This window comes from Ruegeria sp. CDSB117 (assembly GCF_059611005.1).
In genome coordinates, this window is sequence record NZ_JBXWOS010000006.1 from 13324 (window position 1) to 34805 (window position 21482).

General features: G+C 56.8%; 28 protein-coding genes, 1 tRNA gene and 1 riboswitch. Of the genes, 16 read left to right on the plus strand and 13 right to left on the minus strand.

Annotation, left to right across the window (positions count from 1 at the left end; translation table 11 throughout):
* Nucleotides 1-178 precede the first annotated feature (178 nt).
* Nucleotides 179-517, minus strand: coding sequence for a helix-turn-helix domain-containing protein (locus tag AC2FJC_RS08530; RefSeq protein WP_475211997.1), 339 nt, complete (start codon nucleotides 515-517; stop codon nucleotides 179-181).
* 261 nt (nucleotides 518-778) lie between these two features.
* Between AC2FJC_RS08530 and AC2FJC_RS08535 the strand changes: the two genes are divergently transcribed.
* Nucleotides 779-1399, plus strand: a complete 621-nt coding sequence (locus AC2FJC_RS08535; protein WP_496739166.1) for a hypothetical protein — start codon at nucleotides 779-781, stop codon at nucleotides 1397-1399.
* A 45-nt stretch (nucleotides 1400-1444) separates the two neighbouring features.
* Here AC2FJC_RS08535 and AC2FJC_RS08540 read toward each other — a convergent pair whose 3' ends face one another.
* Nucleotides 1445-1813 (minus strand): DUF3768 domain-containing protein, encoded by a 369-nt coding sequence (locus AC2FJC_RS08540; protein WP_496739167.1) that lies wholly within the window; start codon nucleotides 1811-1813, stop codon nucleotides 1445-1447.
* A 342-nt stretch (nucleotides 1814-2155) separates the two neighbouring features.
* A tRNA-Lys gene (locus AC2FJC_RS08545) sits at nucleotides 2156-2231 on the minus strand.
* Between the two features lie 212 nt (nucleotides 2232-2443).
* On the opposite strand from AC2FJC_RS08545, the gene dapF reads away from it, so the two are divergent.
* Both dapF and mtaB read left to right on the plus strand, forming a co-directional pair.
* Nucleotides 2444-3286 (plus strand): diaminopimelate epimerase, encoded by an 843-nt coding sequence (gene dapF / locus AC2FJC_RS08550; RefSeq protein WP_496739168.1) that lies wholly within the window; start codon nucleotides 2444-2446, stop codon nucleotides 3284-3286.
* Nucleotides 3283-4539 carry a tRNA (N(6)-L-threonylcarbamoyladenosine(37)-C(2))-methylthiotransferase MtaB gene (gene mtaB, locus AC2FJC_RS08555; protein WP_496739169.1) on the plus strand — a complete coding sequence of 419 codons (1257 nt, stop codon included), beginning with the start codon at nucleotides 3283-3285 and terminating at the stop codon, nucleotides 4537-4539. The genes dapF and mtaB overlap by 4 nt, the downstream gene beginning before the upstream one ends.
* A gap of 90 nt (nucleotides 4540-4629) precedes the next feature.
* On the opposite strand, the gene AC2FJC_RS08560 is transcribed toward mtaB, so the two are convergent.
* The 4 genes from AC2FJC_RS08560 to AC2FJC_RS08575 all read right to left on the minus strand — a co-directional run bounded on the left by AC2FJC_RS08560 (nucleotide 4630) and on the right by AC2FJC_RS08575 (nucleotide 7729).
* Nucleotides 4630-5415, minus strand: coding sequence for a cytochrome c1 (locus AC2FJC_RS08560; protein WP_108860629.1), 786 nt, complete (start codon nucleotides 5413-5415; stop codon nucleotides 4630-4632).
* A 17-nt stretch (nucleotides 5416-5432) separates the two neighbouring features.
* Nucleotides 5433-6764, minus strand: a complete 1332-nt coding sequence (gene petB, locus AC2FJC_RS08565; protein ID WP_108860628.1) for a cytochrome b — start codon at nucleotides 6762-6764, stop codon at nucleotides 5433-5435.
* Nucleotides 6765-6779: 15 nt separating this feature from the next.
* On the minus strand, nucleotides 6780-7364 hold the full coding sequence (gene petA / locus AC2FJC_RS08570) for a ubiquinol-cytochrome c reductase iron-sulfur subunit (protein WP_496726165.1): 585 nt from the start codon (nucleotides 7362-7364) through the stop codon (nucleotides 6780-6782).
* Between the two features lie 116 nt (nucleotides 7365-7480).
* Nucleotides 7481-7729, minus strand: a complete 249-nt coding sequence (locus AC2FJC_RS08575) for a hypothetical protein (RefSeq protein ID WP_496739170.1) — start codon at nucleotides 7727-7729, stop codon at nucleotides 7481-7483.
* Between AC2FJC_RS08575 and AC2FJC_RS08580 the strand changes: the two genes are divergently transcribed.
* The 3 genes from AC2FJC_RS08580 to AC2FJC_RS08590 all read left to right on the plus strand — a co-directional run bounded on the left by AC2FJC_RS08580 (nucleotide 7728) and on the right by AC2FJC_RS08590 (nucleotide 9436).
* Nucleotides 7728-8276, plus strand: coding sequence for a helix-turn-helix domain-containing protein (locus tag AC2FJC_RS08580; protein WP_496739171.1), 549 nt, complete (start codon nucleotides 7728-7730; stop codon nucleotides 8274-8276). The genes AC2FJC_RS08575 and AC2FJC_RS08580 overlap by 2 nt on opposite strands.
* The gene (locus tag AC2FJC_RS08585) at nucleotides 8273-8806 is read left to right on the plus strand and encodes a GNAT family N-acetyltransferase (RefSeq protein WP_496739172.1); all 534 of its coding nucleotides are present in this window, start codon (nucleotides 8273-8275) and stop codon (nucleotides 8804-8806) included. The genes AC2FJC_RS08580 and AC2FJC_RS08585 overlap by 4 nt, the downstream gene beginning before the upstream one ends.
* 186 nt (nucleotides 8807-8992) lie before the next feature.
* Nucleotides 8993-9436 carry a c-type cytochrome gene (locus AC2FJC_RS08590; protein ID WP_496739173.1) on the plus strand — a complete coding sequence of 148 codons (444 nt, stop codon included), beginning with the start codon at nucleotides 8993-8995 and terminating at the stop codon, nucleotides 9434-9436.
* 52 nt (nucleotides 9437-9488) lie between these two features.
* Here AC2FJC_RS08590 and AC2FJC_RS08595 read toward each other — a convergent pair whose 3' ends face one another.
* Nucleotides 9489-10097 (minus strand): glutathione S-transferase, encoded by a 609-nt coding sequence (locus AC2FJC_RS08595; protein ID WP_496739174.1) that lies wholly within the window; start codon nucleotides 10095-10097, stop codon nucleotides 9489-9491.
* A gap of 74 nt (nucleotides 10098-10171) precedes the next feature.
* Nucleotides 10172-10783, minus strand: coding sequence for an FMN-binding negative transcriptional regulator (locus AC2FJC_RS08600; RefSeq protein ID WP_496739175.1), 612 nt, complete (start codon nucleotides 10781-10783; stop codon nucleotides 10172-10174).
* A gap of 53 nt (nucleotides 10784-10836) precedes the next feature.
* Nucleotides 10837-10984, plus strand: a riboswitch (FMN riboswitch).
* Between the two features lie 72 nt (nucleotides 10985-11056).
* On the opposite strand from AC2FJC_RS08600, the gene AC2FJC_RS08605 reads away from it, so the two are divergent.
* The 5 genes from AC2FJC_RS08605 to cobO all read left to right on the plus strand — a co-directional run bounded on the left by AC2FJC_RS08605 (nucleotide 11057) and on the right by cobO (nucleotide 14975).
* Nucleotides 11057-11497, plus strand: a complete 441-nt coding sequence (locus AC2FJC_RS08605) for a 6,7-dimethyl-8-ribityllumazine synthase (protein ID WP_496726171.1) — start codon at nucleotides 11057-11059, stop codon at nucleotides 11495-11497.
* Nucleotides 11498-11591: 94 nt separating this feature from the next.
* Nucleotides 11592-12692, plus strand: coding sequence for a chorismate synthase (aroC, locus tag AC2FJC_RS08610; RefSeq protein ID WP_496739176.1), 1101 nt, complete (start codon nucleotides 11592-11594; stop codon nucleotides 12690-12692).
* Complete coding sequence (locus AC2FJC_RS08615; protein ID WP_496739177.1) at nucleotides 12676-13338, plus strand: HD domain-containing protein; 663 nt, start codon at nucleotides 12676-12678, stop codon at nucleotides 13336-13338. Before aroC ends, AC2FJC_RS08615 begins: the two co-directional genes overlap by 17 nt.
* A 44-nt stretch (nucleotides 13339-13382) precedes the next feature.
* Entirely contained in the window at nucleotides 13383-14318 is a 936-nt protein-coding gene (locus AC2FJC_RS08620) for a DMT family transporter (protein ID WP_496735150.1), read from the plus strand.
* 57 nt (nucleotides 14319-14375) lie between these two features.
* Nucleotides 14376-14975 carry a cob(I)yrinic acid a,c-diamide adenosyltransferase gene (cobO, locus tag AC2FJC_RS08625; RefSeq protein ID WP_496739178.1) on the plus strand — a complete coding sequence of 200 codons (600 nt, stop codon included), beginning with the start codon at nucleotides 14376-14378 and terminating at the stop codon, nucleotides 14973-14975.
* 33 nt (nucleotides 14976-15008) lie between these two features.
* On the opposite strand, the gene AC2FJC_RS08630 is transcribed toward cobO, so the two are convergent.
* The 4 genes from AC2FJC_RS08630 to AC2FJC_RS08645 all read right to left on the minus strand — a co-directional run bounded on the left by AC2FJC_RS08630 (nucleotide 15009) and on the right by AC2FJC_RS08645 (nucleotide 17999).
* A complete protein-coding gene (locus tag AC2FJC_RS08630) occupies nucleotides 15009-15206 on the minus strand; it encodes a hypothetical protein (protein WP_496739179.1) in 198 nt (65 codons plus the stop codon).
* A gap of 372 nt (nucleotides 15207-15578) precedes the next feature.
* Nucleotides 15579-15944, minus strand: a complete 366-nt coding sequence (locus tag AC2FJC_RS08635) for an SPW repeat domain-containing protein (protein WP_496739180.1) — start codon at nucleotides 15942-15944, stop codon at nucleotides 15579-15581.
* Nucleotides 15945-16053: 109 nt separating this feature from the next.
* Nucleotides 16054-17004, minus strand: coding sequence for an AraC family transcriptional regulator (locus AC2FJC_RS08640; RefSeq protein WP_496739309.1), 951 nt, complete (start codon nucleotides 17002-17004; stop codon nucleotides 16054-16056).
* Between the two features lie 128 nt (nucleotides 17005-17132).
* Nucleotides 17133-17999, minus strand: coding sequence for a branched-chain amino acid aminotransferase (locus AC2FJC_RS08645; RefSeq protein ID WP_170561661.1), 867 nt, complete (start codon nucleotides 17997-17999; stop codon nucleotides 17133-17135).
* Between the two features lie 158 nt (nucleotides 18000-18157).
* Here AC2FJC_RS08645 and AC2FJC_RS08650 point away from each other — a divergent pair, with 158 nt between their 5' ends.
* The 5 genes from AC2FJC_RS08650 to AC2FJC_RS08670 all read left to right on the plus strand — a co-directional run bounded on the left by AC2FJC_RS08650 (nucleotide 18158) and on the right by AC2FJC_RS08670 (nucleotide 21470).
* Nucleotides 18158-18670: a MarR family winged helix-turn-helix transcriptional regulator gene (locus AC2FJC_RS08650; protein WP_170411194.1), complete on the plus strand. Its 513-nt coding sequence runs from the start codon at nucleotides 18158-18160 to the stop codon at nucleotides 18668-18670.
* Nucleotides 18667-19368, plus strand: a complete 702-nt coding sequence (locus tag AC2FJC_RS08655) for a response regulator (protein ID WP_058272724.1) — start codon at nucleotides 18667-18669, stop codon at nucleotides 19366-19368. Before AC2FJC_RS08650 ends, AC2FJC_RS08655 begins: the two co-directional genes overlap by 4 nt.
* A gap of 69 nt (nucleotides 19369-19437) precedes the next feature.
* Nucleotides 19438-20364, plus strand: a complete 927-nt coding sequence (locus tag AC2FJC_RS08660; RefSeq protein ID WP_496735159.1) for a histone deacetylase family protein — start codon at nucleotides 19438-19440, stop codon at nucleotides 20362-20364.
* Entirely contained in the window at nucleotides 20361-20603 is a 243-nt protein-coding gene (locus tag AC2FJC_RS08665) for an exodeoxyribonuclease VII small subunit (protein ID WP_058272726.1), read from the plus strand. The genes AC2FJC_RS08660 and AC2FJC_RS08665 overlap by 4 nt, the downstream gene beginning before the upstream one ends.
* A complete protein-coding gene (locus tag AC2FJC_RS08670) occupies nucleotides 20604-21470 on the plus strand; it encodes a polyprenyl synthetase family protein (RefSeq protein WP_496739181.1) in 867 nt (288 codons plus the stop codon).
* The last annotated feature ends 12 nt before the right edge of the window (nucleotides 21471-21482 follow it).

Sequence of the window (21482 nt, forward strand, 5' to 3'; positions counted from 1 at the left end):
TAGTAGCTTTCAGTGTCCGTCAGGCACGACTGAGACTTCGGCCACACTAGCGACCGTTACGTCATTGTCTGAGACTGACTTGGGTTATCTGGTGCAAGCGGACCGGAAGCGCGTTGTTCCTTAGTGCTTCCGGTCAGCCTGCTACCAATTACCTACAACATCGCAGTTGTTGGGGTGTTCAATCGGTGCTGGTCTGGCTGTACTCGCGAACTCGGGTACCAAAGCTGGATTTCCAATCTCTGGATGTCTTGAGGCATTGATCAGCTTTAGCAACATCTTCCCCAGTGAACTTTCGGCTCGATTGTGAGATGTAGTTTTCCAGCTCAGCAACTGGATAGCGGATTGCTTGACCAAACTTCATCCAAGTCGGACCTGTTCCGTTCGATCGACACTTCCTGAGCCATTGCACTGACATATTGAGGTAAGATGCCGCTTGCTTTTCCGACAAGAACGCCGGAGCCAGTGATCCCTTGGGTTTGACCTGGCAAACCTCTCCTAATCCCATACCTTGGGTCATTTTAATCTCCTTGTTTGGTTAGAGACTGCAACGCCGACCAGAAAATCGACGCGCACCCTTCCCAAGAAGTTTGGCACAAGGGTTTTTTTGTAACGAGTTTTTCAATTCGGATTTTACTGTTGAAATTCAAATAGTTAACGGAATTATGCACAGAGATGCAAAAAACAATTTCCACCGTCTATTCGTCGTAAATAGCCATTTACACCGTCTGTTCGTCGCAATATTGGGGATTTCTCACTGATCTGCGTAAATGGGGAATCAATGAAAAAAGCTGAAAGAGTAACAAACGATGATATTCTCAAGTTCGAAGAGAAGTTGCATCGTGTCTTCTCTCGGAAGACTTGGCAGTACATTGATCCAGAAACAGTCAAACTCAAACCGCTCAAACGAAAGCAGCTAACCAGAAGCAAATTTGTTGCAATTCAACGCGAAGTTTTAGAAGCCGTAGAGTTGCTGGAAGGTCAATTGAATGTGCCGGGCCGTTACTCCCAATACAGCCCCAAAAACGTTCTCAAACAATTTGTCTACCAATTGGTACGAAGGTGTAGGTCGAAGGGTAGAGAGACCAAGTTACAGTCTTTTCTGGAAGATGCCGTTCGCTCTTGCGGAAAGCGAACTCAACGAAACCCCAAGCATTTGGGTGCAAAAAACCAGTTTTTCCTGTGTTTTCGAGGGTTTGACCCGAAGGAAAAGTGGGTCAGATCGGGGGAAGTATCTAGGCTTTCACGCCAGTTGCTCTACGCGGATGTAAGTGGCGTACCATCTAAGTATCTTATAGGATTTATTCATCAAACAGGTGGAAAAGTCATAACTGAAGTGCCCACCACTGTAAGTAGCCGGTTGGCTTATGGTAGCGAAGAAATAGACATCAACGATTGGTAGAAGCAAATATCCAGCTTCCCACGGACAGGAAGCTGGATTGCGCTTTCAATACTCAGTGGACAGCAAAACCGTCATGTATCTTGTTGTCCGTTGTGGGTCAGTCGAATCCGGGGATTCATCATCAAGGTCTTTGTTGTAGTAGTTGATTTCCCAATCCACCGTTCGATTGTTCACCTTGATTGAACCCACATCATGCTCGCCGCCAGCTTCTACACTTTTGTCGCCCGCATCCCCGGCAAGCTGCTTCATGAACGCGTCAACGGTCGCTCTTCCTAGAAGATGTATCCCCATGGAGATCATGACAATGCCGCCTTCCCCTGTTTTTCGGAAATGATCATTCAAAACTTGGTTCTTCTGAGTGGGGGACATATCTGCTGTCAGATTGACATGCGAAGAGAATTTGCTGTCCGTCATGGAAAGCTCCTGTGCTTTTTGAGATTTTGATTGTTGCGATGACGTACAGGCAGGCACAGCTTCGCTTTTTGGGCGTAGCCGATCTAGTTTTCTGTGCTCTTTTGGAAGTTGCACGCGACAGTTAATTGCCGTCCTGTATATAGTCAGTGTACCAAAAACTCTTTCAAATGTCAAAAAGCATCAAAATAACAATGCCTTAAGAGGTCGCCAAAAAAGGAAACTCATGCCTTCAAAGAAACGGTTTTCTACACGTTTCTACGTCAATCTATGCCGCGTGGTTGCTAGGTGGTTGCTGTAGGCGCGAGAAATTCTCGCCTATTCTTGCTAACCCTTTGAAAAAAGTGGTGAGCCGTGCAGGATTCGAACCTGCGACCCACTGATTAAAAGTCAGTTGCTCTACCAACTGAGCTAACGGCCCACTCTTTTGTTGGATCTTGTCGATCCGTGGCGCTCTTTAAGTCATTTTCCCGACCGGGTTCAAGACCTTATTTGCACCTCGTATCGCCAGAGTAATCAGTGTTTCCGGCGACCCGATAGGCGGCCTAATTAGGCAGGTGGCGCTGGGGGGTCAACCCCCTTTTTTTTAGGAATCTGCGTCGCAGGGTGGATTCCTTTCAGGCGCAGGGTTATATGCGCGCCATGCAAGGATTACAGAACACTGGTTTGCCCTTCATGAAGATGCACGGGCTGGGCAATGACTTTGTCGTTGTGGACGCGCGCGCGTCTGCGACGCGGATTAGCCCGGCACTTGCGCGGGGAATCGGGCATCGTCAATTCGGCGTAGGTTTCGATCAGCTTGCCGTGATCGAAAACGGCAGGTCGGATGCGCATCTGGTGTTCTACAATTCAGATGGATCTACCTCGGCAGCATGTGGAAATGCCACCCGTTGCATCGCCCGTTTCCTGATGGAGGAATCGGATAGATCCGACCTGACACTGACGACCGAACGCGGCACTCTTTACGCAAAGGACGCCGGAGACGGCCTGACCTCGGTCAATATGGGGCACCCCCAACTGAACTGGAACGAGGTTCCGTTGTCTGAGGAGGTCGACACGCTGGAACTGCCCATCGAGGGAGCGCCGACGGCCACCGGGATGGGCAATCCGCATTGCACCTTTTTTGTTGATGATGCCGAGGCTATCCCTCTGACCGAGTTCGGTTCGCGTTACGAGCACCATCCACTCTATCCTGAGCGTACGAATGTCCAAGTGGCAAAAATCATTGGACCGGACCACATCCGCATGCGCGTGTGGGAGCGTGGCGTGGGCATCACCCTGGCTTCGGGATCATCCTCATGCGCCACGGCCGTTGCTGCTGCGCGTCGCGGCCTGACTGGGCGCAAAGTACAAATTGAGCTGGACGGCGGGACGATCTGGATCGACTGGCGCGACGATGGCGTTTGGATGACCGGGCCCACTTGTCACGTGTTCTCGGGCACACTGACACCGGAATTTTTGGAATCACTGGCATGAGCGCGCCGAAGTTCACCACCCTGGGCTGCCGCCTGAACGCCTATGAGACCGAGGCGATGAAAGAGCTGTCGGCGCAGGCCGGACTCACCGACGCGGTGATCGTGAACACCTGCGCCGTCACGGCAGAAGCGGTGCGCAAAGCCCGGCAAGAGATTCGTAAGCTACGGCGGGAAAATCCTGACGCGCGGCTGATCGTGACAGGCTGCGCGGCCCAGACCGAGCCTGACACCTTTGCCCAAATGGATGAGGTCGACGCGGTCATTGGCAACACCGAGAAGATGCAGCCCGAGACCTGGAAAGGCATGGCGGCGGACTTTATCGGCCAGACCGAGGCGGTGCAGGTCGACGACATCATGTCCGTTACCGAAACCGCAGGCCACCTGATCGACGGTTTTGGCACCCGCTCACGCGCCTATGTTCAGGTTCAGAATGGCTGTGACCATCGCTGCACTTTCTGCATTATCCCCTATGGCCGTGGGAACTCACGCAGTGTCCCTGCAGGCGTTGTTGTGGATCAGATCAAGCGGTTGGTGGATCGGGGCTATAACGAGGTCGTCCTGACCGGCGTTGATCTGACCTCATGGGGCGCCGACCTGCCTGCGCAGCCCAAGCTAGGCGATCTGGTCATGCGGATCCTAAAATTGGTGCCCGATCTGCCGCGCCTGCGGATCAGTTCCATTGACTCGATCGAAGTGGATGAGAACCTGATGCAGGCCATCGCGACCGAGCCGCGCCTGATGCCGCATCTGCACCTTTCCCTGCAACATGGCGACGATCTGATCCTGAAACGGATGAAACGCCGCCATCTGCGCGATGATGCCATCCGCTTTACCGAAGAAGCCCGCAAGCTGCGCCCCGAAATGACCTTTGGCGCCGATATCATCGCTGGCTTCCCGACCGAAACGGATGATCATTTCGAAAACTCGCTGAAACTGGTGACAGATTGCGATCTGACCTGGTTGCACGTTTTTCCCTATTCCAAGCGCGAAGGCACCCCGGCCGCCCGCATTCCGCAGCAGGTGAATGGGAACATCATCAAGGACCGCGCCGCCCGCCTGCGCGCGGCCGGTGAGGCGCAGGTCACACAGCATCTGCAAGCCCAAGTCGGCAAAACTCATCACATCCTGATGGAAAACCCGCATATGGGCCGCACCGAACAATTCACCGAAGTCGCTTTTGAGGCACCACAGCCCGAAGGGCAAATCGTGAAGGCAACAATCACAAGCGCCACCGGCACGCAGCTACAAGCCTGATCCGGCCTTCATCAGGCCCCTGCCCGATTGCAACAAAAAAACCCCCGCAGCCGGTGGCGCGGGGGTTCAAACATTGCGGGGCTGTGAAACTCAGTCTCGTTTCTTGCCTTTCACGCCTGCCCACAGGCGCTTGTTGACAAGGTACAGAAGCACCGACAACAGCGACAGGAACAGCACGCCGACGAAGCCCGAGTATTTGCGCTCCATCATTTTTGGCTCGGCCGTCCACATCAGGAAGGCTGCGATGTCTTCGGACAAGGCTTCAACCGTGGCGGGGTGACCATCGGCGAACTCGACCTGATCTTCGGACAGCGGGGGCGCCATCGAGATCCAGCCTCCGGGGAAGGCCTTGTTCTCATACAGGATGGTGCCTGCTTCTTCTTTTTCTTCACCGGTATAGCCGTCCAGCAGCGAGGCGATGTATTCCGCGCCACCCATGCCTTTGAAGAACTGATTGATACCCAGACCATAAGGCCCGTGGAAGCCGGCGCGGGCCTTGGCCATCAGGCTCAGGTCCGGTGCGCCAACACCGTCATTAACCGGGAAGTGGTCGGTCGGGATTGCCGGACGGAAATCGTCCAGCTCCGGATCGAACACTTCGAAGTTGTCTGCCGAATAGGCGATGACTTCTTCTTCCGAGTAGCCCAGCGCTTCGAGATCACGCAGAGGCACATAGCGCAGGCCGTGGCAGGCTGCACAGACCTCGGTATAGATCTGAAGGCCGCGCTGCAGCTGGTTTTGATCCCAGGTGCCAAAGGGGCCTTCAAACGAGAAGTGGAAGTCTTCGATGTGCTGCTCGCCCCCACCTGCTGCGAAGGACGCAGCAGGGGTAAGGGCCAAAGCAAACGCGGCACCGATTGCAAGTTTCTTGAACATGTTTCCGGTCCCTCTTCTTACTCGGCCGGCGTGGCGTCGGCGTCAGCCTTGCCATAATGCGCGTTGAAGTCTTCTTCGATGGTCTCTGGCTGTGGCAGCGGTTTTTCGATGACACCCAGGATCGGCAGGATCACGAAGAAATAGGCGAACCAGTAGGCGGATGCGATCAGCGAGAAGGTCGCATAGGGCTCTTCCGCGGGCATCGCACCCAGCCACATCAGGGCAAAGAAGTCGATGATCAGCAGGTAGAACCACCACTTGAACATCGGGCGGTATTTACCCGAACGCACGGTCGACGTGTCCAGCCAGGGCGCCAGCGCCATTGCCAGGATCGCACCGAACATCGCAATCACACCAAAGAACTTGGCGTCAACGATGCCACCGGTGATGAAGCTGGCGAATTGTACAACCCAGACCTCACCGGTGAAGGCGCGCAAGATCGCGTAGAATGGCAGGAAGTACCATTCGGGCACGATGTGTGCAGGCGTGACCAGCGGGTTGGCTTCGATGTAGTTGTCCGGGTGGCCCAGATAGTTCGGCATGTAGCCGACGATGGCCCAGAACACGACCAGGATCACGGCCAGAGCGAACAGGTCCTTGATCACGAAGTACGGCCAGAATGGCAGTGTGTCTTTCTCGGCATCGGCTTTCGACGTGCGGCGAACTTCAACACCTGTGGGGTTGTTGTTGCCGGTGGTGTGGAAGGCCCAGATATGCACGATGACCAGAGCCGCGATAACAAACGGCAGCAGATAGTGCAGCGAGAAGAAGCGGTTCAGCGTGGCATTGTCCACCGCGGGTCCGCCCAGCAGCCAGGTCTGAATTGCGTCACCCACAAACGGGATCGCGCCAAACAGGCCGGTGATAACGGTCGCACCCCAGAACGACATCTGACCCCAGGGCAGAACGTAGCCCATGAACGCGGTGCCCATCATCATTAGATAGATAAGCATACCGATGATCCACGTGATCTCACGCGGGGCTTTGTACGAGCCGTAGAACAGGCCACGGAAGATGTGGATGTAGACCGCAACAAAGAACAGCGACGCGCCGTTCATGTGAATGTAGCGCAGCATATAGCCGCCATTCACGTTGCGCATGATGTGCTCGATGCTGGCGAAGGCCAGATCGACATGCGGGGTGTAGTGCATCACCAGAACGATACCGGTGACGATTTGCAACGCCAGGCAGAACGCCAGGACGATGCCCCAGATCCACCACCAGTTCAGGTTCTTGGGGGTGGGGATCATGATGGTGTCGTAAATCAGGCCGACGATGGGCAAGCGGCTGTTCAGCCACTTCTCGCCGTTTGTCTTCGGCTCGTAATGATCGTGGGGAATTCCGGACATAAGTTTGGGTCTCCCTTAGCCGAGTTTGATGGTGCTGGCGTCGGTCCACTCTGCAGGCGGAACGGGCAGGTTTTCGGGCGCGGGGCCCTTACGGATACGTCCGGCCAGATCGTAGTGCGATCCGTGGCAGGGGCAGAACCAGCCGCCAAAGTCGCCAGCATCGCCCAGCGGCACACAGCCAAGGTGCGTACATACGCCCATCTGAACGATCCAAGCGCCCGGTGCTTCGCCCTCGGGCGACGGCATCACGCGGTTGGCGTCGGTCGCAGGCGCATCAGCGTTCAGGTTGAAGTTGCGGGCCAGCGGATCAGGCAGTGCGTCGACGCCGTCGGCGTCCTGTTCCTGTGCTTCTTGAATTTCGGCACCTGTGCGGTGGCGGACAAACACAGGTTTACCCAGCCATTTCACGGTCAGCTGCGTACCTGGCTCAACGCCGCTCACATCCACGCGGATCGAGGACAGCGCCTGAACGTCTGCCGATGGGTTCATTTGATTGATCAGGGGCCATACGGCTGCACCCGTCGCGACGACACCTGCGCCGCCTGCGACGTAGTAGAGGAAATCTCTGCGGGTGCCTTCGTGGTCTTCTGCGTGGGACACGAGGTTTTCTCCGATTCCGGCGCCCGGGGGTAACCCGAGCAAACATGCATCAGCACCGCATCAAAGCGGCGTCTCATCGCGGCTATCTATCCGGGAGAATTCGGTTCGTCCAGCGGTCATAGGCGCGCAGTGCGCCACAACAGGGCATTCATGTCACAACGAGAGGCGAAAGTTTCAAGATACGGACCTGTTTTTTGGCAAAAACACTCCGGTCCTCCGGCTTTTCCAAATGTGATTCGATTCGCTTCGGCGGGGTAGAACGGTGCAGAACCGACCCAGCCCCAAAAGGTTTTACAGAATGCCGATCCGCCCACCTTGAATTTTTCGTCATATTCGGGAATATTTCCGTATATGAGAAACTCCATGGAAGCCACCTCTGACAAACTGGCCACGCATTTGCGTGGATTGCGAGAGCAGCACGGCATGACCCTCGATACTTTGGCTGGAAGAACCGGTCTAAGTCGCGCCACCCTGTCGCGGATCGAGAAAAACGAAGTCAGCCCGACCGCCGAGACGCTAGGCCGTCTGGCAACGGTTTATGCAGTACCGATCTCTCAGCTAATTACTCCGCTGGAGCAAAGTTTCCAACCGATCGTCCGGCGGCACGACCAGCCGTTCTGGACGGATCGTGGGCGCGCGTTTCAACGTCGCAGCGTTTCGCCCCCCAGTGGGCACCTTTCGGTTGAATTGATCGAAGGAACCCTGACCGCGCGGCAGCGCATCGCCTATGATGCACCCGCAGTTCCGGGGCAAGAGCATCACCTGTATGTCTTGTCCGGGCAGATCGAAATCACGGTCGAGAGGAAAGCTTATGACCTTCGACAAGGGGATTGCCTGCGGTATATTTTATTTGGCGAGACCGTATTTGAAACGACCCATAGTCCCTGCACTTACGTGATCGCATTGTCATGACCGTTCAGACACCCAACGTCTCCCGTCTTACCCCGGCGGATATCGACAACAATCTGACTGATCTATGCCGCACGCTTGTTGACAGCGTTGCCGACGGTGCCGCGATCAGCTTCATGATACCGCTCGACCATGACAGCGCCGCGCGGTTCTGGACGGATGACGTCAAACCCTCTGTCGAAACTGGCGAGCGGCACTTGTTTGGCGCATTTTATCAGCGTCGCCTGATCGGTACGGTCCAACTGTTGCTTGCCATGCCCCCAAATCAGCCCCACCGGGCAGAAATCTCGAAGATGATCGTTCACCCCGATGCCAGACGTCGCGGTTTGGGCAGGGCCTTGATGCAAGAGGCCCTGAAATCCGCACAAGAAGCCGGGAAGACACTCATCACACTCGACACGCGCACCGGAGACGTCTCGGAATCCCTTTACAGGTCTGTCGGGTTCAAACCGGCAGGTGTCATCCCCGATTTCGCATTCGACCCGGACGGAAAATCCCGTCACGCGACGACCTATATGTACCGATACCTTTGACTTAAGCTCGAATTTACGGTGACGCCCGACGTAGCAAGACGCGCCTTTTCTGCAGGGCATATCGATGTAGAAAATCTGAGTTAAAAATAGATATTTTACAAAGGCTTAGTCGCGTCTGATTTCGATTGAACTTTGGACGCAAATGATCGAAATGCGGGAAATCCCAACCTCTGCAGGACGTCCCCAATGTCAAAGCTCTTTGCAACTATTCTGACCGTCACACTAGCCGTGTCCTCTCAGGCGACAGCGGCCGGTGATCCGGCGAAAGGCGAGAAACTCTACAATCGCTGCTCTTCGTGCCACGCAATCATCAAAGATGGCCAAGTTCTGGTCAAAGGCGGCATCACTGGCCCGAATCTGTACGGCGTCGTGGGGCGCGTCGCCGGAACAGAATCGGACTACCTGAACGGAAGCGCGCGTTTGCCCGTCGGAATGTTCACTGACGACATGATCCGCGCCGGTCAGGAAGGGCTGGTCTGGTCGCAAGAGAACATCGCCACGTATTCCAAAAACCCGATCGCATTCATCCAGGAATACCTGGATGACGAAACCGCGCGGCCAAACATGAGCGTCAAACTGAAAAAGGGCGCTGATGACATCGCGGCCTATCTGGCGGCGTTCAACGAATGATGACTGTCGCTGGTTGCTCTGCCGTCAGAGCGACCAGCGCATTGATCCCCGATCAGGCCGGCGGTTGCGTTGCGACCATGCTGGGACGCTCGGCGAACTTCTCGTACCAGGCGGCCAGCGCGTCATTTCCCTTGCGCCACCCGCGCGCAACGTGACGGAAATCGACATAGCCCAGCGCGCAGGCCACTGCGACCTGCCCCATATCCAACGGTCCGGACAGATGCGCCATCCACCGCTGGTTCAACGCGGCGCAGGCGCGTTCTATCTTGTCCCATTGCGCATCGGCCCAGCCCTCCCATTGCTTGTCTTCGGGCCGCATCCGAGCCTCATAGGTGATCAGCAATGCCGCATCCAGAATACCATCCGCCAGCGCCTCAAGCGTCAGCACATCCCAATGCCGGGCACCGTCCTGATAAAGGCCAGCCTGCGCGCGCGCGTCCAGAAAAGCGCAGATAACACGGCTGTCGAACAGGGTCGGTCCATCTGGGCGCTCTAACGCGGGCACTTTTGTCAGCGGAGCCTTGGCCAATAGCGGCTCGGCCGGGGACATTGGCGTTGTTGCAACATTCAGCAGTTCGACATCCTGTAATTGGTCTGTTTCATGCAACAAAACCATAACCTTACGGACATAGGGCGAAGTGGGGCTGAAATAGAGTTTCATGAGTGATCTCCCTGAATTGCCGGAACTCTACAGCACCCAATGCAAAACAAAACCCGTCAATTGGTGTGCCACCCTCACCCTCTCATCAACTTTTGCAGAGCATCAAGCTCGGACCCGATCCCGTCGTTTGCGATGTGTTCTGCCGCGCTCAGGCGGACTGCATCGGGCTTGTTCTGGTTTAGCTTCCAGGTGCCTTGAATGTCGTCAATGCGAAACCGGAACGGCACAATCATACGCATCATCTTATCCAACGCGTCCGAACTCATCTTGCCGGTGGTCCAAGGGGGTTTGGGCAACAGACGCGCCTCGTAAAAGGCAGACTGGCGATTTAGCACGTCCAGCAACTCCGCGTGCGGGCGCTGTTCCAACTGACCGATCAGATGCACAGCGACATAGTTCCATGTCGGAACCTGATCGTCGATCCCGTACCAATCCGGCGACACGTAGCCATCTGGCCCGGTGACAGCGATTCTGGCTGGTTTAGGGTCTTTCAGCATGCGGACGATCGAGTTCGATCTGACAAGATGCAGCTCGGCCAGCGTGCCATCCTCAGACAGCAGAAACGGCACGTGACTAATCAACGGTGCCTCATCCGTCGACACCGCAAGAACCCCGAACGCGCGGTCACGCGCAAAGGCGATGTGGCGCGCAGTCTCTTCTGCGCGGAAGGCTGGATTGGGGTGCATGGCTGTCCTCCTGCGAAATCTCTTGCAGAACCGGCCGCACCTTGGCAAGGTCCGCCCGTTCTCAGGGCGGGGTGAAATTCCCCACCGGCGGTATGCGGGCGATGATCCGTAAGCCCGCGAGCGGCCCCGGTGTGCGGGGTGTCAGCAGATCTGGTGAGATGCCAGAGCCGACGGTTACAGTCCGGATGAAAGAGAACGTGCAGCGCGTCGGCCCTAGCTTGCGCCTGCCCGTGATCGCCTTGGGTGACGTGTCTGTTGCGAAAGGAGATCATGATGACACACACCCGCTACGCTTTTGTAAAAGCCAACTGGCATTCCGATATCGTTGATCAAGCCCTAGAAGGGTTTCTGGAACTCATCCCCGCCGATCAGGTTGACGTTTTTGACGTCCCCGGCGCGTTCGAAATGCCGCTGCTGGCCCGCGATCTGGCCCAGACCGGTCACTACGCCGCGGTCGCCTGCGCGGCGTTTGTCGTGGATGGCGGTATTTACCGGCACGATTTTGTGGCTCAGGCCGTTGTCGATGGGTTGATGCGTGCTGGCATGGATACAGGGGTACCGGTCCTGTCTGTTTCCCTGACGCCGCACCAGTATCAGGAAACCGATCACCACAATGCTATCTACCGGGCGCATTTTGTAGAGAAAGGCCGCGAAGCCGCTCAAGCCGCGCTGAAAATTGCAGCCACGCGTGCCCAACTGGCCGCGGCAGCATAAGCACGACAGGTTGGGGCAAACACGCCCCAACCGCAAATCCGCTTGAGGCCATGGGCCTTGCCCGCTAAGCACATCGCGCAAAGGAGCATGCCCCATGTCGATGAACAGTTTTGGCCACCTCTTCCGCGTCACCACCTGGGGTGAGAGCCACGGGCCCGCATTGGGTGCGACCGTCGATGGCTGCCCTCCGGGTGTCACAATCGACGAGGCGATGATTCAGCAATGGCTGGACAAGCGCAAACCGGGTCAGAATAAGTTCACCACCCAGCGGCGCGAGCCAGATCAGGTCAAAATCCTGTCGGGCGTGTTCGAAGGGCAAACCACGGGTACTCCGGTGCAGCTGATGATCGAGAACACCGATCAGCGCTCGAAAGACTACGGCGATATCATGGACAAGTTCCGTCCCGGGCACGCCGATATCACCTACTGGCAGAAGTACGGCATCCGCGATTATCGCGGCGGCGGGCGCAGCTCGGCCCGGGAAACCGCATCGCGTGTGGCAGCGGGCGGGCTGGCGCGAGAAGCCATCAAGCAGATCGCACCAAACGTGCAGATTACCGGCTACATGACGCAGATCGGCCCACACAAGATTGACCGAGGCAATTTCGACTGGTCGCAGATCGAACAGAACCCGTTCTGGACCCCGGATGCCCAAGCGGCCAAGGATTGGGCGGCTTACCTGGACGATCTGCGCAAGTCCGGAAACTCGGTTGGGGCGATTGTTGAGGTTGTGGCGCGCGGCGTTCCTGCCGGGATCGGTGCACCGATTTATGCCAAGTTTGACACTGATCTGGCCGCTGCGATGATGTCAATCAACGCGGTGAAAGGCGTTGAGATCGGCGAAGGCATGGCGGCAGCTGAGCTGACAGGTGAGGCCAATGCAGATGAGATATTCATGAGTCAAAATGGCCCCCAATACAGCTCGAACCACGCGGGTGGTATCTTGGGCGGTATCTCGACTGGGCAGGACATCGTTGTGCGGTTTGCGGTCAAGCCGACTTCGTCGATCCTGACCACGCGCAAAACAATCACCAAATTGGGTGAAGAGACCGAGATCATCACCAAGGGCCGTCACGACCCTTGTGTTGGCATCCGCGCTGTTCCCGTAGGTGAAGCCATGATGGCCTGCGTGATCCTCGACCACCTGCTGCTGCATCGCGGCCAGATCGGAGAGAACCGTGGACGGATCGGCTGATCTGCGCACACGCCTGCGCGCGGTCGTTGCGCAGCGCATGGAAACCGATCCCGCGCATGATCTGGCCCACTTGGACCGGGTCTGGGTGAACGCGCAGGCCATTGCAAACGACCAGACCGACATGCCCGTGCTGCTGGCTGCGGCGTACCTGCATGATCTGGTCAACCTATCCAAGGACGACCCGGATCGCCATTTGGCATCGCGCCGATCGGCCGAAGAATCAGAGTCTATTTTGGTAAACTTGGGCTATTCTGCAGGTCAGATTCACGCAATCAAACATGCAATCGAGGCACATAGCTTTTCGGCCAACATTACACCGGAAACGCCCGAGGCCTGCATCTTGCGCGATGCGGACAGGTTGGATGCGCTGGGGGCGATTGGCGTTGCCCGGAACTTCTCGGTTTCCGGCGCGTTGGGACGGTCGCTTTATGATCCGGCGGATCCCTTTGCCGCCAACCGTCCACTGGACGACCTGCATTTTTCGATCGACCACTGGAAGGTCAAACTGCTGGGCTTGCCTGGTGATATGTTGACCGAGGGTGGTCGAGAAATTGCACAGCGCAGAATCGCGCGCATGATCCGGTTTCTGGAAGAGTTCGCCCAAGAGATCGGCAGTCCCCTGCCAGCCGATTGGTCCAATCTGTAAACAACACGTTGATCTTTCCCCACCAAAAGCGCAGGTTCGCGCCGATGGCAAAACCCTTAACATCGCATCGACCTTTGCTGGCCGTCGCTCTGAAAACGAGCGCGGTGTTTCTGTTCACCGTCATGGCGGCGATAGTTAAAGCGCAGTCCGATCACTTCCCACCTGGCGAGATGGTGTTTTTCCGATCCCTTTTTGCCATTCCGGTGATTGTCATCTGGCTGATGGCGCGCGGAGAGTTGGCGCAAGGATTCAAAGTCCGTAAACCCTCGGGCCATTTTTGGCGCGGCGTGCTGGGGACCACCGCGATGGGGCTAACTTTCACCGGCCTTGGCCTGATCCCGCTGCCCGAAGCCACAGCGATTGGCTATGCCACCCCGATTTTCACCCTGATCCTTGCCGCGGTGATGCTAGGCGAACGCATCCGAAAGATCAGAATCGCCGCCGTGTCCATCGGGCTTTTGGGTGTCCTGATCATGATCTGGCCCAGACTGGGTGGCAATAACATGGAAGCGGCGGCCACCTTCGGCGCATTGTGCATTCTGGGCGCAACGGTTGCCCGGGCCTTTGTGCAGATCCACATCCGGCAATTGGTGCAGGTCGACCATCCTGCGGCCATTGTCTTCTATTTCTCGATGACGGCGACCATCCTGTCCGGGCTGACCATCCTTTGGGGGTGGGTCATGCCCACATGGGAACAGGCGGGCTTTTTGATTCTGGCTGGTCTGATCGGAGGTGTTGCCCAGATTCTGGTGACTTCGTCCTATCGCTTTGGGCAGGCTTCGATGCTGGCGCCCTATGATTACACCTCCATGCTGTTTGCCATCGTCATCGGTTATGTCTGGTTCAGTGAACTGCCAACGCTGGTCATGCTGGCCGGAGCGGCGCTGGTGATTGTCGGTAACGTCGTGGTGATCTGGCGCGAACATCAACTGGGCTTGGAGCGCGGCAAGGCACGCGCGGTCACGGATCCCAAAGCCTGACCTTTACCTTTGCAGAACTTCCCCTAGGGTGTGCCCAACACAAGATGAGGGTTTCCCATGAGCGACGCGCAGGATCACAAGGAAAAGATGCAAAAGGTGCAGGCCCAGCACCGCAAGAAAGTGTCCGAGGCAGTTGATCCGGACCGCGGGCTGGTACTTATCAACACTGGCAAGGGTAAGGGTAAGTCCTCGGCCGCGTTCGGGGTCGTGATCCGTGCGCTGGGTTGGGGTCAGAAGGTCGCCGTTGTTCAATTCATCAAGGGTAAATGGAAAACCGGCGAGCGTCGCTTCTTTGAAGAACGCGATCTGGTGACATGGCACACAATGGGTGAAGGCTTCACCTGGGATACTCAGGACCGCGAACGCGACATTGCTGCCGCAAACGCCGCCTTTGACAAGGCACGCGCCCTCATGTCCAGCGGTGACTACGATCTAGTCGTTTTGGACGAGATCAACATTGCGCTTCGGTACGAGTACCTGTCGGTTGAACAGGTGATCGATGGGCTGAAAGAACGGTCTGACAAGACCAGTGTTTTCCTAACGGGCCGGGATGCACCGCAGGCGCTGCGCGATTATGCCGATCTGGTGACCGAAATGACCGAGGAAAAGCATCCGTTTCAGGCTGGAATCAAAGCCCAGCGCGGCGTGGATTTCTGAACATCAGAGTCTAAACAGCCCCCTCAGGGGCTGTCACGCAGGCGGGTTTTCGTTGAGAAACCTGACCGATCCGCGTCGGCAGGCGGCGCTGTCTGGCAGCGGTTGTGCAGCCTTGTCGCCTTGGGCTGCCTTGGGCTTGTCGACATAGGCGCAGTAATCGTCGTCACAGCAACATCCGCAAGCGGTGGCCGCTTCGTGCCGTGCCATGATTTCATCAAGTGAGTCACCCATCGTCATTTCCTGTTGCGCGTGTCGTTTCCGAGGCGGTGGCGCGCTCTCACCAGGCTATACGCTAAGCCCGCAGACCGCCTCGAAACCCCGTGCTGGATGCTAACACATCTGGCCTTGATCTTTATCTGATTATTTTTGTCGGAATTTGCAAGATCAAAATAACACTTCCTGAATAGCCCCACAGTTGATCGACGGTGAACAAATTATTTCAGGCGTTTTGAGAAAACCCATTTTCTGAAATCTCTCTTTTTAGGGCCACATTTTCTGGCGCATGCCGCGATAATCAGACCAGAGAGCCGCCTGTCGATGAGACAAGCGGCACTGGGATTTTGGAAATTCACGTTGTTGCGGTGAACCCAAGGTGCGTCAGGTTCAAGCAGTAACACCCTGCTCTGGCGCGCTAAGCGAGATGACGGCGACCACCGCTGCCCCGTTCAGCCAGTAATAGATCGCATCCATTTCCGAAAACCCAAACAGGCTGGGCGCGGCCAGGAAAACGACGCCGACCAGAAGATCGACCGCCAAGTGAAAGTTGTAGGGAAGAACGCGCCAGATCCCCAAATGGTGATCCGTCAACACCGTCAGGACAAACGCCGCGACGCCGGTGACCACCGACAGCCACAACGCCATCGGGTTGGATTGCCCCAGTCCAAGCAAAAAGGGCAGCCCCATCAGCGCAAAGGCAACAGGGTAATCCAGATAGGCGTGAATATTGCGGGTGACAAAGCGGAGAGACATGAGAGTTCCTTTCCTGATATGAGACCACCTCAAGCTAGGAAAGTAAGTCGGAACGTTTAATTCCGGATCGTTCGTGAAACGTTGCAGATCGTCCAGAGTTTCAATTCGATCAGTGCATTGATCGATAGGCGGCTGGCGATACGCCAACCTGCTTCTTGAACACCCGCGAAAAGGCGGCTTCCGAGGCATAGCCGACCTCGGCCGCGGCATCGGCCACGTTCCAACGGGCCTCAGTCAGTCCGTGGCATGCAATCTGCATCCGCCAATCGGTCAGATATTGCATGGGCGTTGTCCCCATCTTCTCTGCGAATAGCTGTGCGAACGCAGTGCGAGACATTCCGGCCTCACGTGCTAGGGACTCGACGCTCCACTCTTGCGCGGGCGATTGATGAAACGCGGTCAATGCACGTGAAATGCGGGAATCGGCAAATCCGGCAAGCGCGGTGTCGCTGGGGCTTTGATGTTCAAGATGGGCGCGGATCGCCTGCGCGAACAGGACCTCGGACAGTTTCAGCGCTATGAGGTCACCACCGATCCGCGCGCCGTTGATCTCGGACCCGATCATACGCAAGGTGGCTTCGATCCAGGCCCCGGCTTCCTCGCCATAGTTTTCGATCAGGATGTATGGGGGAAGCCGGTCAATCAGCATATGCCCGGTTCCCTGTCGCCCCGGCGGCCCGGTGAAAGAGAAATGACCGCAGATCAATTGCGTATCGCGGCTTTTGTCTTCGCCGCCATAAATCAAAACCCCGTCGCCTTTGTACCCGGCCTCTTCCAACACCTGTTCAAGAGGCAGGGCATCCAGCGGTTGAACCTCATTGCACAGTAACGCATGGGCGGATCCGTGCGGGATCACGATCAGGTCGCCTTGCTTCAATCGCAAGGTTTGCCCTGTGTTAGAGACGAATAATTTCAGCTCTCCGCGCTGTACAAAGTGAAATCTGGCCACATTTTGATAGGCCGGTACCTGTATGCCAAAGGGCGGTGTGAAAGAGGTTCGAAAGTAAAACGTGCCCTTCAAGGACAGGCGGGTAAGTATATCGCTAAGCAGATCCAACATTGGATTAAGATAGCCGCGGCTGCGCGTTCGTCCACCCGCGCGGACGATCTGCAATTCTTTATGAACAAGCGGCAATAAAAAAGCCCCCGCGATAGCGCGAGGGCTTCTGTCAATGCATCTGAGTGTTATCAGGCGCGGACAAGCGCCTCATAATCGGCGGCGATCTCGCGGGTCAGGTCTCCGACCTCAAACGTATAATCGCCGATCTGGCCCACCGGGGTCACCTCGGCTGCGGTGCCGGTCAGCCAGCACTGCTCGAAATCCGCCATTTCCTCGGGCTTGATGCGGCGCTCGTGAACGGTGATGCCTTTGTCTTTCAGCATCTGAATGACGGTCTGACGGGTGATCCCGTTCAGGAAGCAATCGGCCAGAGGTGTATGAACCTCACCATCTTTTACGAAGAACACGTTTGCGCCTGTCGCCTCGGCCACGTAACCGCGCCAATCCATGAACAGCGCGTCCGAGCAGCCTTTGGCCTCGGCCTTATGTTTCGAGATGGTGCAAATCATGTACAGACCCGCCGCTTTGGCGTGCACCGGGATGGTTTCCGGGCTGGGGCGTTTCCATTCCGCGATATCCAGCTTGGCGCCCTGCATCTTGGCGTCACCATAATAGGCGCCCCAGGGCCAGACCGCGACGGCCATCCGGACCGGGTTCTTGGCCGATGCCACACCCATATCGTCGCCCGAACCACGCCAGACCAGTGCCCGGACATAGGCGTCCTGCAAGCCGCTGGCTTTCAGTGCTTCTTCCTTGGCGGCCTCGATGTCATCCACCGAATAGGGCATAGGCATGTCCAGCGCTTCGGCCGAGGCAATCAAACGCTCAGAATGTTCGCGACTTTTGAAAATCTTGCCGTTATAAGCACGCTCACCTTCGAACACCGAAGACGCATAGTGCATCGCATGGGTCAGGATGTGCACATTGGCTTCGCGCCAGGGCACCAGTTTGCCATCCAACCAGATGACACCGTCACGATCATCATACCCCGCCATGCGAAACCTCCTGACCTGGGAAAAATTTCCGATTATTGCGCTGATTAAGTCCGTTTCGGACATAAAGTTACGCAAAAACTGCGATTCGATACCTGTCCACTCTTGGAATGTCAATAACGCTGACATAAACTCGGATAGAGTAACGAATGAGGCATACTATGTCGGATACCCGTCCCGCCCCAGCCTTTGGTGGCGAGAGCCTGTTGTTTTTGACCGACGAGCAGTTGCGGCAAGGAATTGAGGCGATGTTTTTCGCCTATCGCGGCTTTACCGCAGATCCCGATCGCATATTGACCGAAATGGCCTATGGACGGGCGCATCACCGGGCAATCCACTTCATCAACCGTGCACCGGGGACGACGGTCAATAACCTTCTGGCCATTCTGGGCGTAACAAAACAGTCTCTAAACCGTGTTCTGCGCACGCTGATCGAGGATGGACTTGTGGAAAGCCGGGTCGGATCAGTGGACAAACGTGAAAGACACCTATTTCTGACAGAACAGGGCAAGGCGCTAGAGGCCAAACTGTCTGAGGCGCAGCGCGTCCGAATGCGTGCAGCGTACAAAAAGGCGGGACCCGAGGCTGTGTCGGGGTTTCGTAAAGTGCTTGAAGCGATGATGGATGCTGATATGCGTCATGCCTATACGAAACTGCGGGAAACCACCTCATGAACGAAATGGATGCCCATCTGCTGATCGTCGACGATGACGAGCGCATTCGCGATCTGTTGAAGAAGTTTCTGATGCGGAACGGATTTCTGGTCACGGCTGCACGGGATGCAGCACATGCACGGCGGGTGCTTTCGGGGTTGGATTTCGACATGATCGTGCTGGACGTGATGATGCCCGGCGAAGATGGGGTCAGCCTGACTAAAGCGCTGCGCGAAACCCATACCACTCCTATCCTGCTGTTAACCGCGCGCGGCGAAACCGAACATCGCATTGCCGGGCTTGAGGCCGGTGCAGATGACTACTTAGCCAAACCGTTCGAGCCAAAAGAGCTGTTGTTGCGGATCAATGCGATCCTGCGTCGGATGCCAGAAACACCTGCGCAGGACGCGACGGCGAAGATACTGCATCTTGGCCCGATCCGGTACGATATCGAGCGTGGCGAGATGTGGCAGGGTGAAGACCCGGTGCGCCTGACGGCGACCGAAAGCCAGTTGATGAAAATTTTCTCGGCCCAGCCCGGAGAGCCGATCAGCCGAACCAAACTGGTCGAAGATTTGGGCCGCGACAAGGGTCAGGCGCAGGAACGCGCGGTGGACGTTCAGATCACCCGTCTGCGCCGCAAGATTGAACAAGACCCCAAGCAGCCGCGTTACCTGCAGACCGTCCGCGGCGCCGGATATATGCTGGCACCAGATTGATTCAGCCGCGGCGCGGCGCTTTCTTGCCTTCGGCGAGGATATTTTTGGCCAGATGAAGATGGGATCCCGATGACAACCGCCCTTTTGACCCACGCCGATTGCCTTGATCATGTGACCCCGCAAGGTCACCCTGAGAGGGTGGCGCGGTTAGAGCATATTCTGCATGCGTTAGAAGGCTTGGAACTGACCCGTGTAACCGCCCCTTTGGCGGCGGATGACGACTTGCTGCGCGTGCATCCGGAAAGCCATATCCGTGAAATCCGAAATAGCAGGCCATCCGATGGCTTCAAACAGATTGACGGCGACACCTTCATGTCGCCGGGGTCAGTCGATGCAGCTTATCGCGCTGCCGGGGCGGTTGTACGCGCAGTAGACATGGTTTTGGGCGGCGAAACCTCGAATGCGTTTTGCGCCATCCGCCCACCCGGTCACCATGCCGAAACCGAAACGGCAATGGGGTTCTGCCTGTTTGGAAACGCCGCACTGGCGGCCAAGCACGCATTGGATCATCATGGATTGAAGCGCGTAGCTGTCGTTGATTTCGACGTTCACCACGGAAACGGCACACAGGATCTGCTGTGGGATGAAAGACGTGCACTGGTGATCACCAGCCAGCAAATGCCGCTTTGGCCCGGATCGGGTAGACCGGATGAAACCGGCGCTTATGAGACCGTTTTGAACATCCCGTTGGCGCCCGGCACAGGTGGGGCCGAGATGCGGACAGCTTACGAAACGCAAGCCTTCCCGAGACTGCGCGCATTCAAGCCGGAACTGATCATCATCTCGGCAGGTTTTGATGCGCATCAGGACGATCCGCTGGCCAACTTGAACTGGTCTACAGGCGATTTTGCTTGGGTCACGGCCGAGCTGTGCAAGATCGCCGATGAGCTGTGTGAGGGTCGTATCGTCTCGACTTTGGAGGGCGGGTATGATCTGAACGCCCTTGCCGAGGCCACTCGTGCCCATGTGGAAGAACTGATGAAGGCAGCCCGATGACCGATACTCCTGTTGATCAGATGACATTCGAACAAGCCATGAAAGAGCTTGAGGCCGTTGTCGGCCAGTTGGAGCGTGGTGACGTGGCGCTGGATCAGTCCATTGCGCTGTATGAGCGCGGTGCCGCGTTGAAGAAACGCTGCGAAGACGAATTGAAGCGGGCTGAAGAAAAGGTCGCAGCCATTACTTTGGATGCCAATGGGCAGCCAACCGGGACGACGCCTGTCGAAGGTCAGTAAATGTTCAAGGAAATTCTGGCGCAGGATGCCGCGCGGATTCAGGCTCAGTTCGATCTGGTCCTGAGCGCGCTGGACGAATTGGATGTTACGCGGGCGATGGCCTACACCACGCAGGGCGGCAAGCGATTGCGTGGGTTTCTGGTGATGGAAAGCGCGCGGATGCATGGCATCGACTCAACACAGGCAATCTGGCCTGCGACAGGCATCGAAGCCCTGCACGCCTATTCGCTGGTCCATGATGACCTTCCCTGCATGGACGATGACGATCTGCGTCGTGGACGTCCGACCGTGCACTTAAAGTGGGACGAAGGCACCGCCGTTCTGGCCGGTGATGCCCTGCAGACATTGGCCTTTGAGCTGTGCACCCGGCCCGAGGTCGGAAATGCAGAGGTTCGTGCTGAATTGGCTCTAACCCTGGCCAAAGCAAGCGGTGCGCAGGGAATGGTGCTGGGGCAAGCGCTGGATATGGCGGCTGAAACAGCGGCCGCGCCCCTGACACTGGAGCAGATCACCACGCTGCAGGCTGGTAAGACCGGGGCGCTGATTGAATGGTCCGCCTGCGCCGGTGCGCGGTTGGCCCAGGCAGATCCCGAACCCTTGCGCCAATATGCCCAGGCGCTTGGCCTTGCTTTTCAGATCGCTGATGACATTCTGGATGTTGAAGGTGATGCCGAGAAGGCCGGCAAACGATTGCAAAAAGATGCCGAGGCAGGCAAGGCCACGTTTGTTTCGCTTTTGGGTCTGAACGCCGCAAAATCCCGCGCTGTAGAACTGGTCGATCGGGCCTGCGCGGCGTTGGATGGATACGGTGCCAAGGCTGAAACCTTGAAGGACGCGGCACGCTTCGTTATTGCCCGGGACAGCTAAGCCAGGAACGCC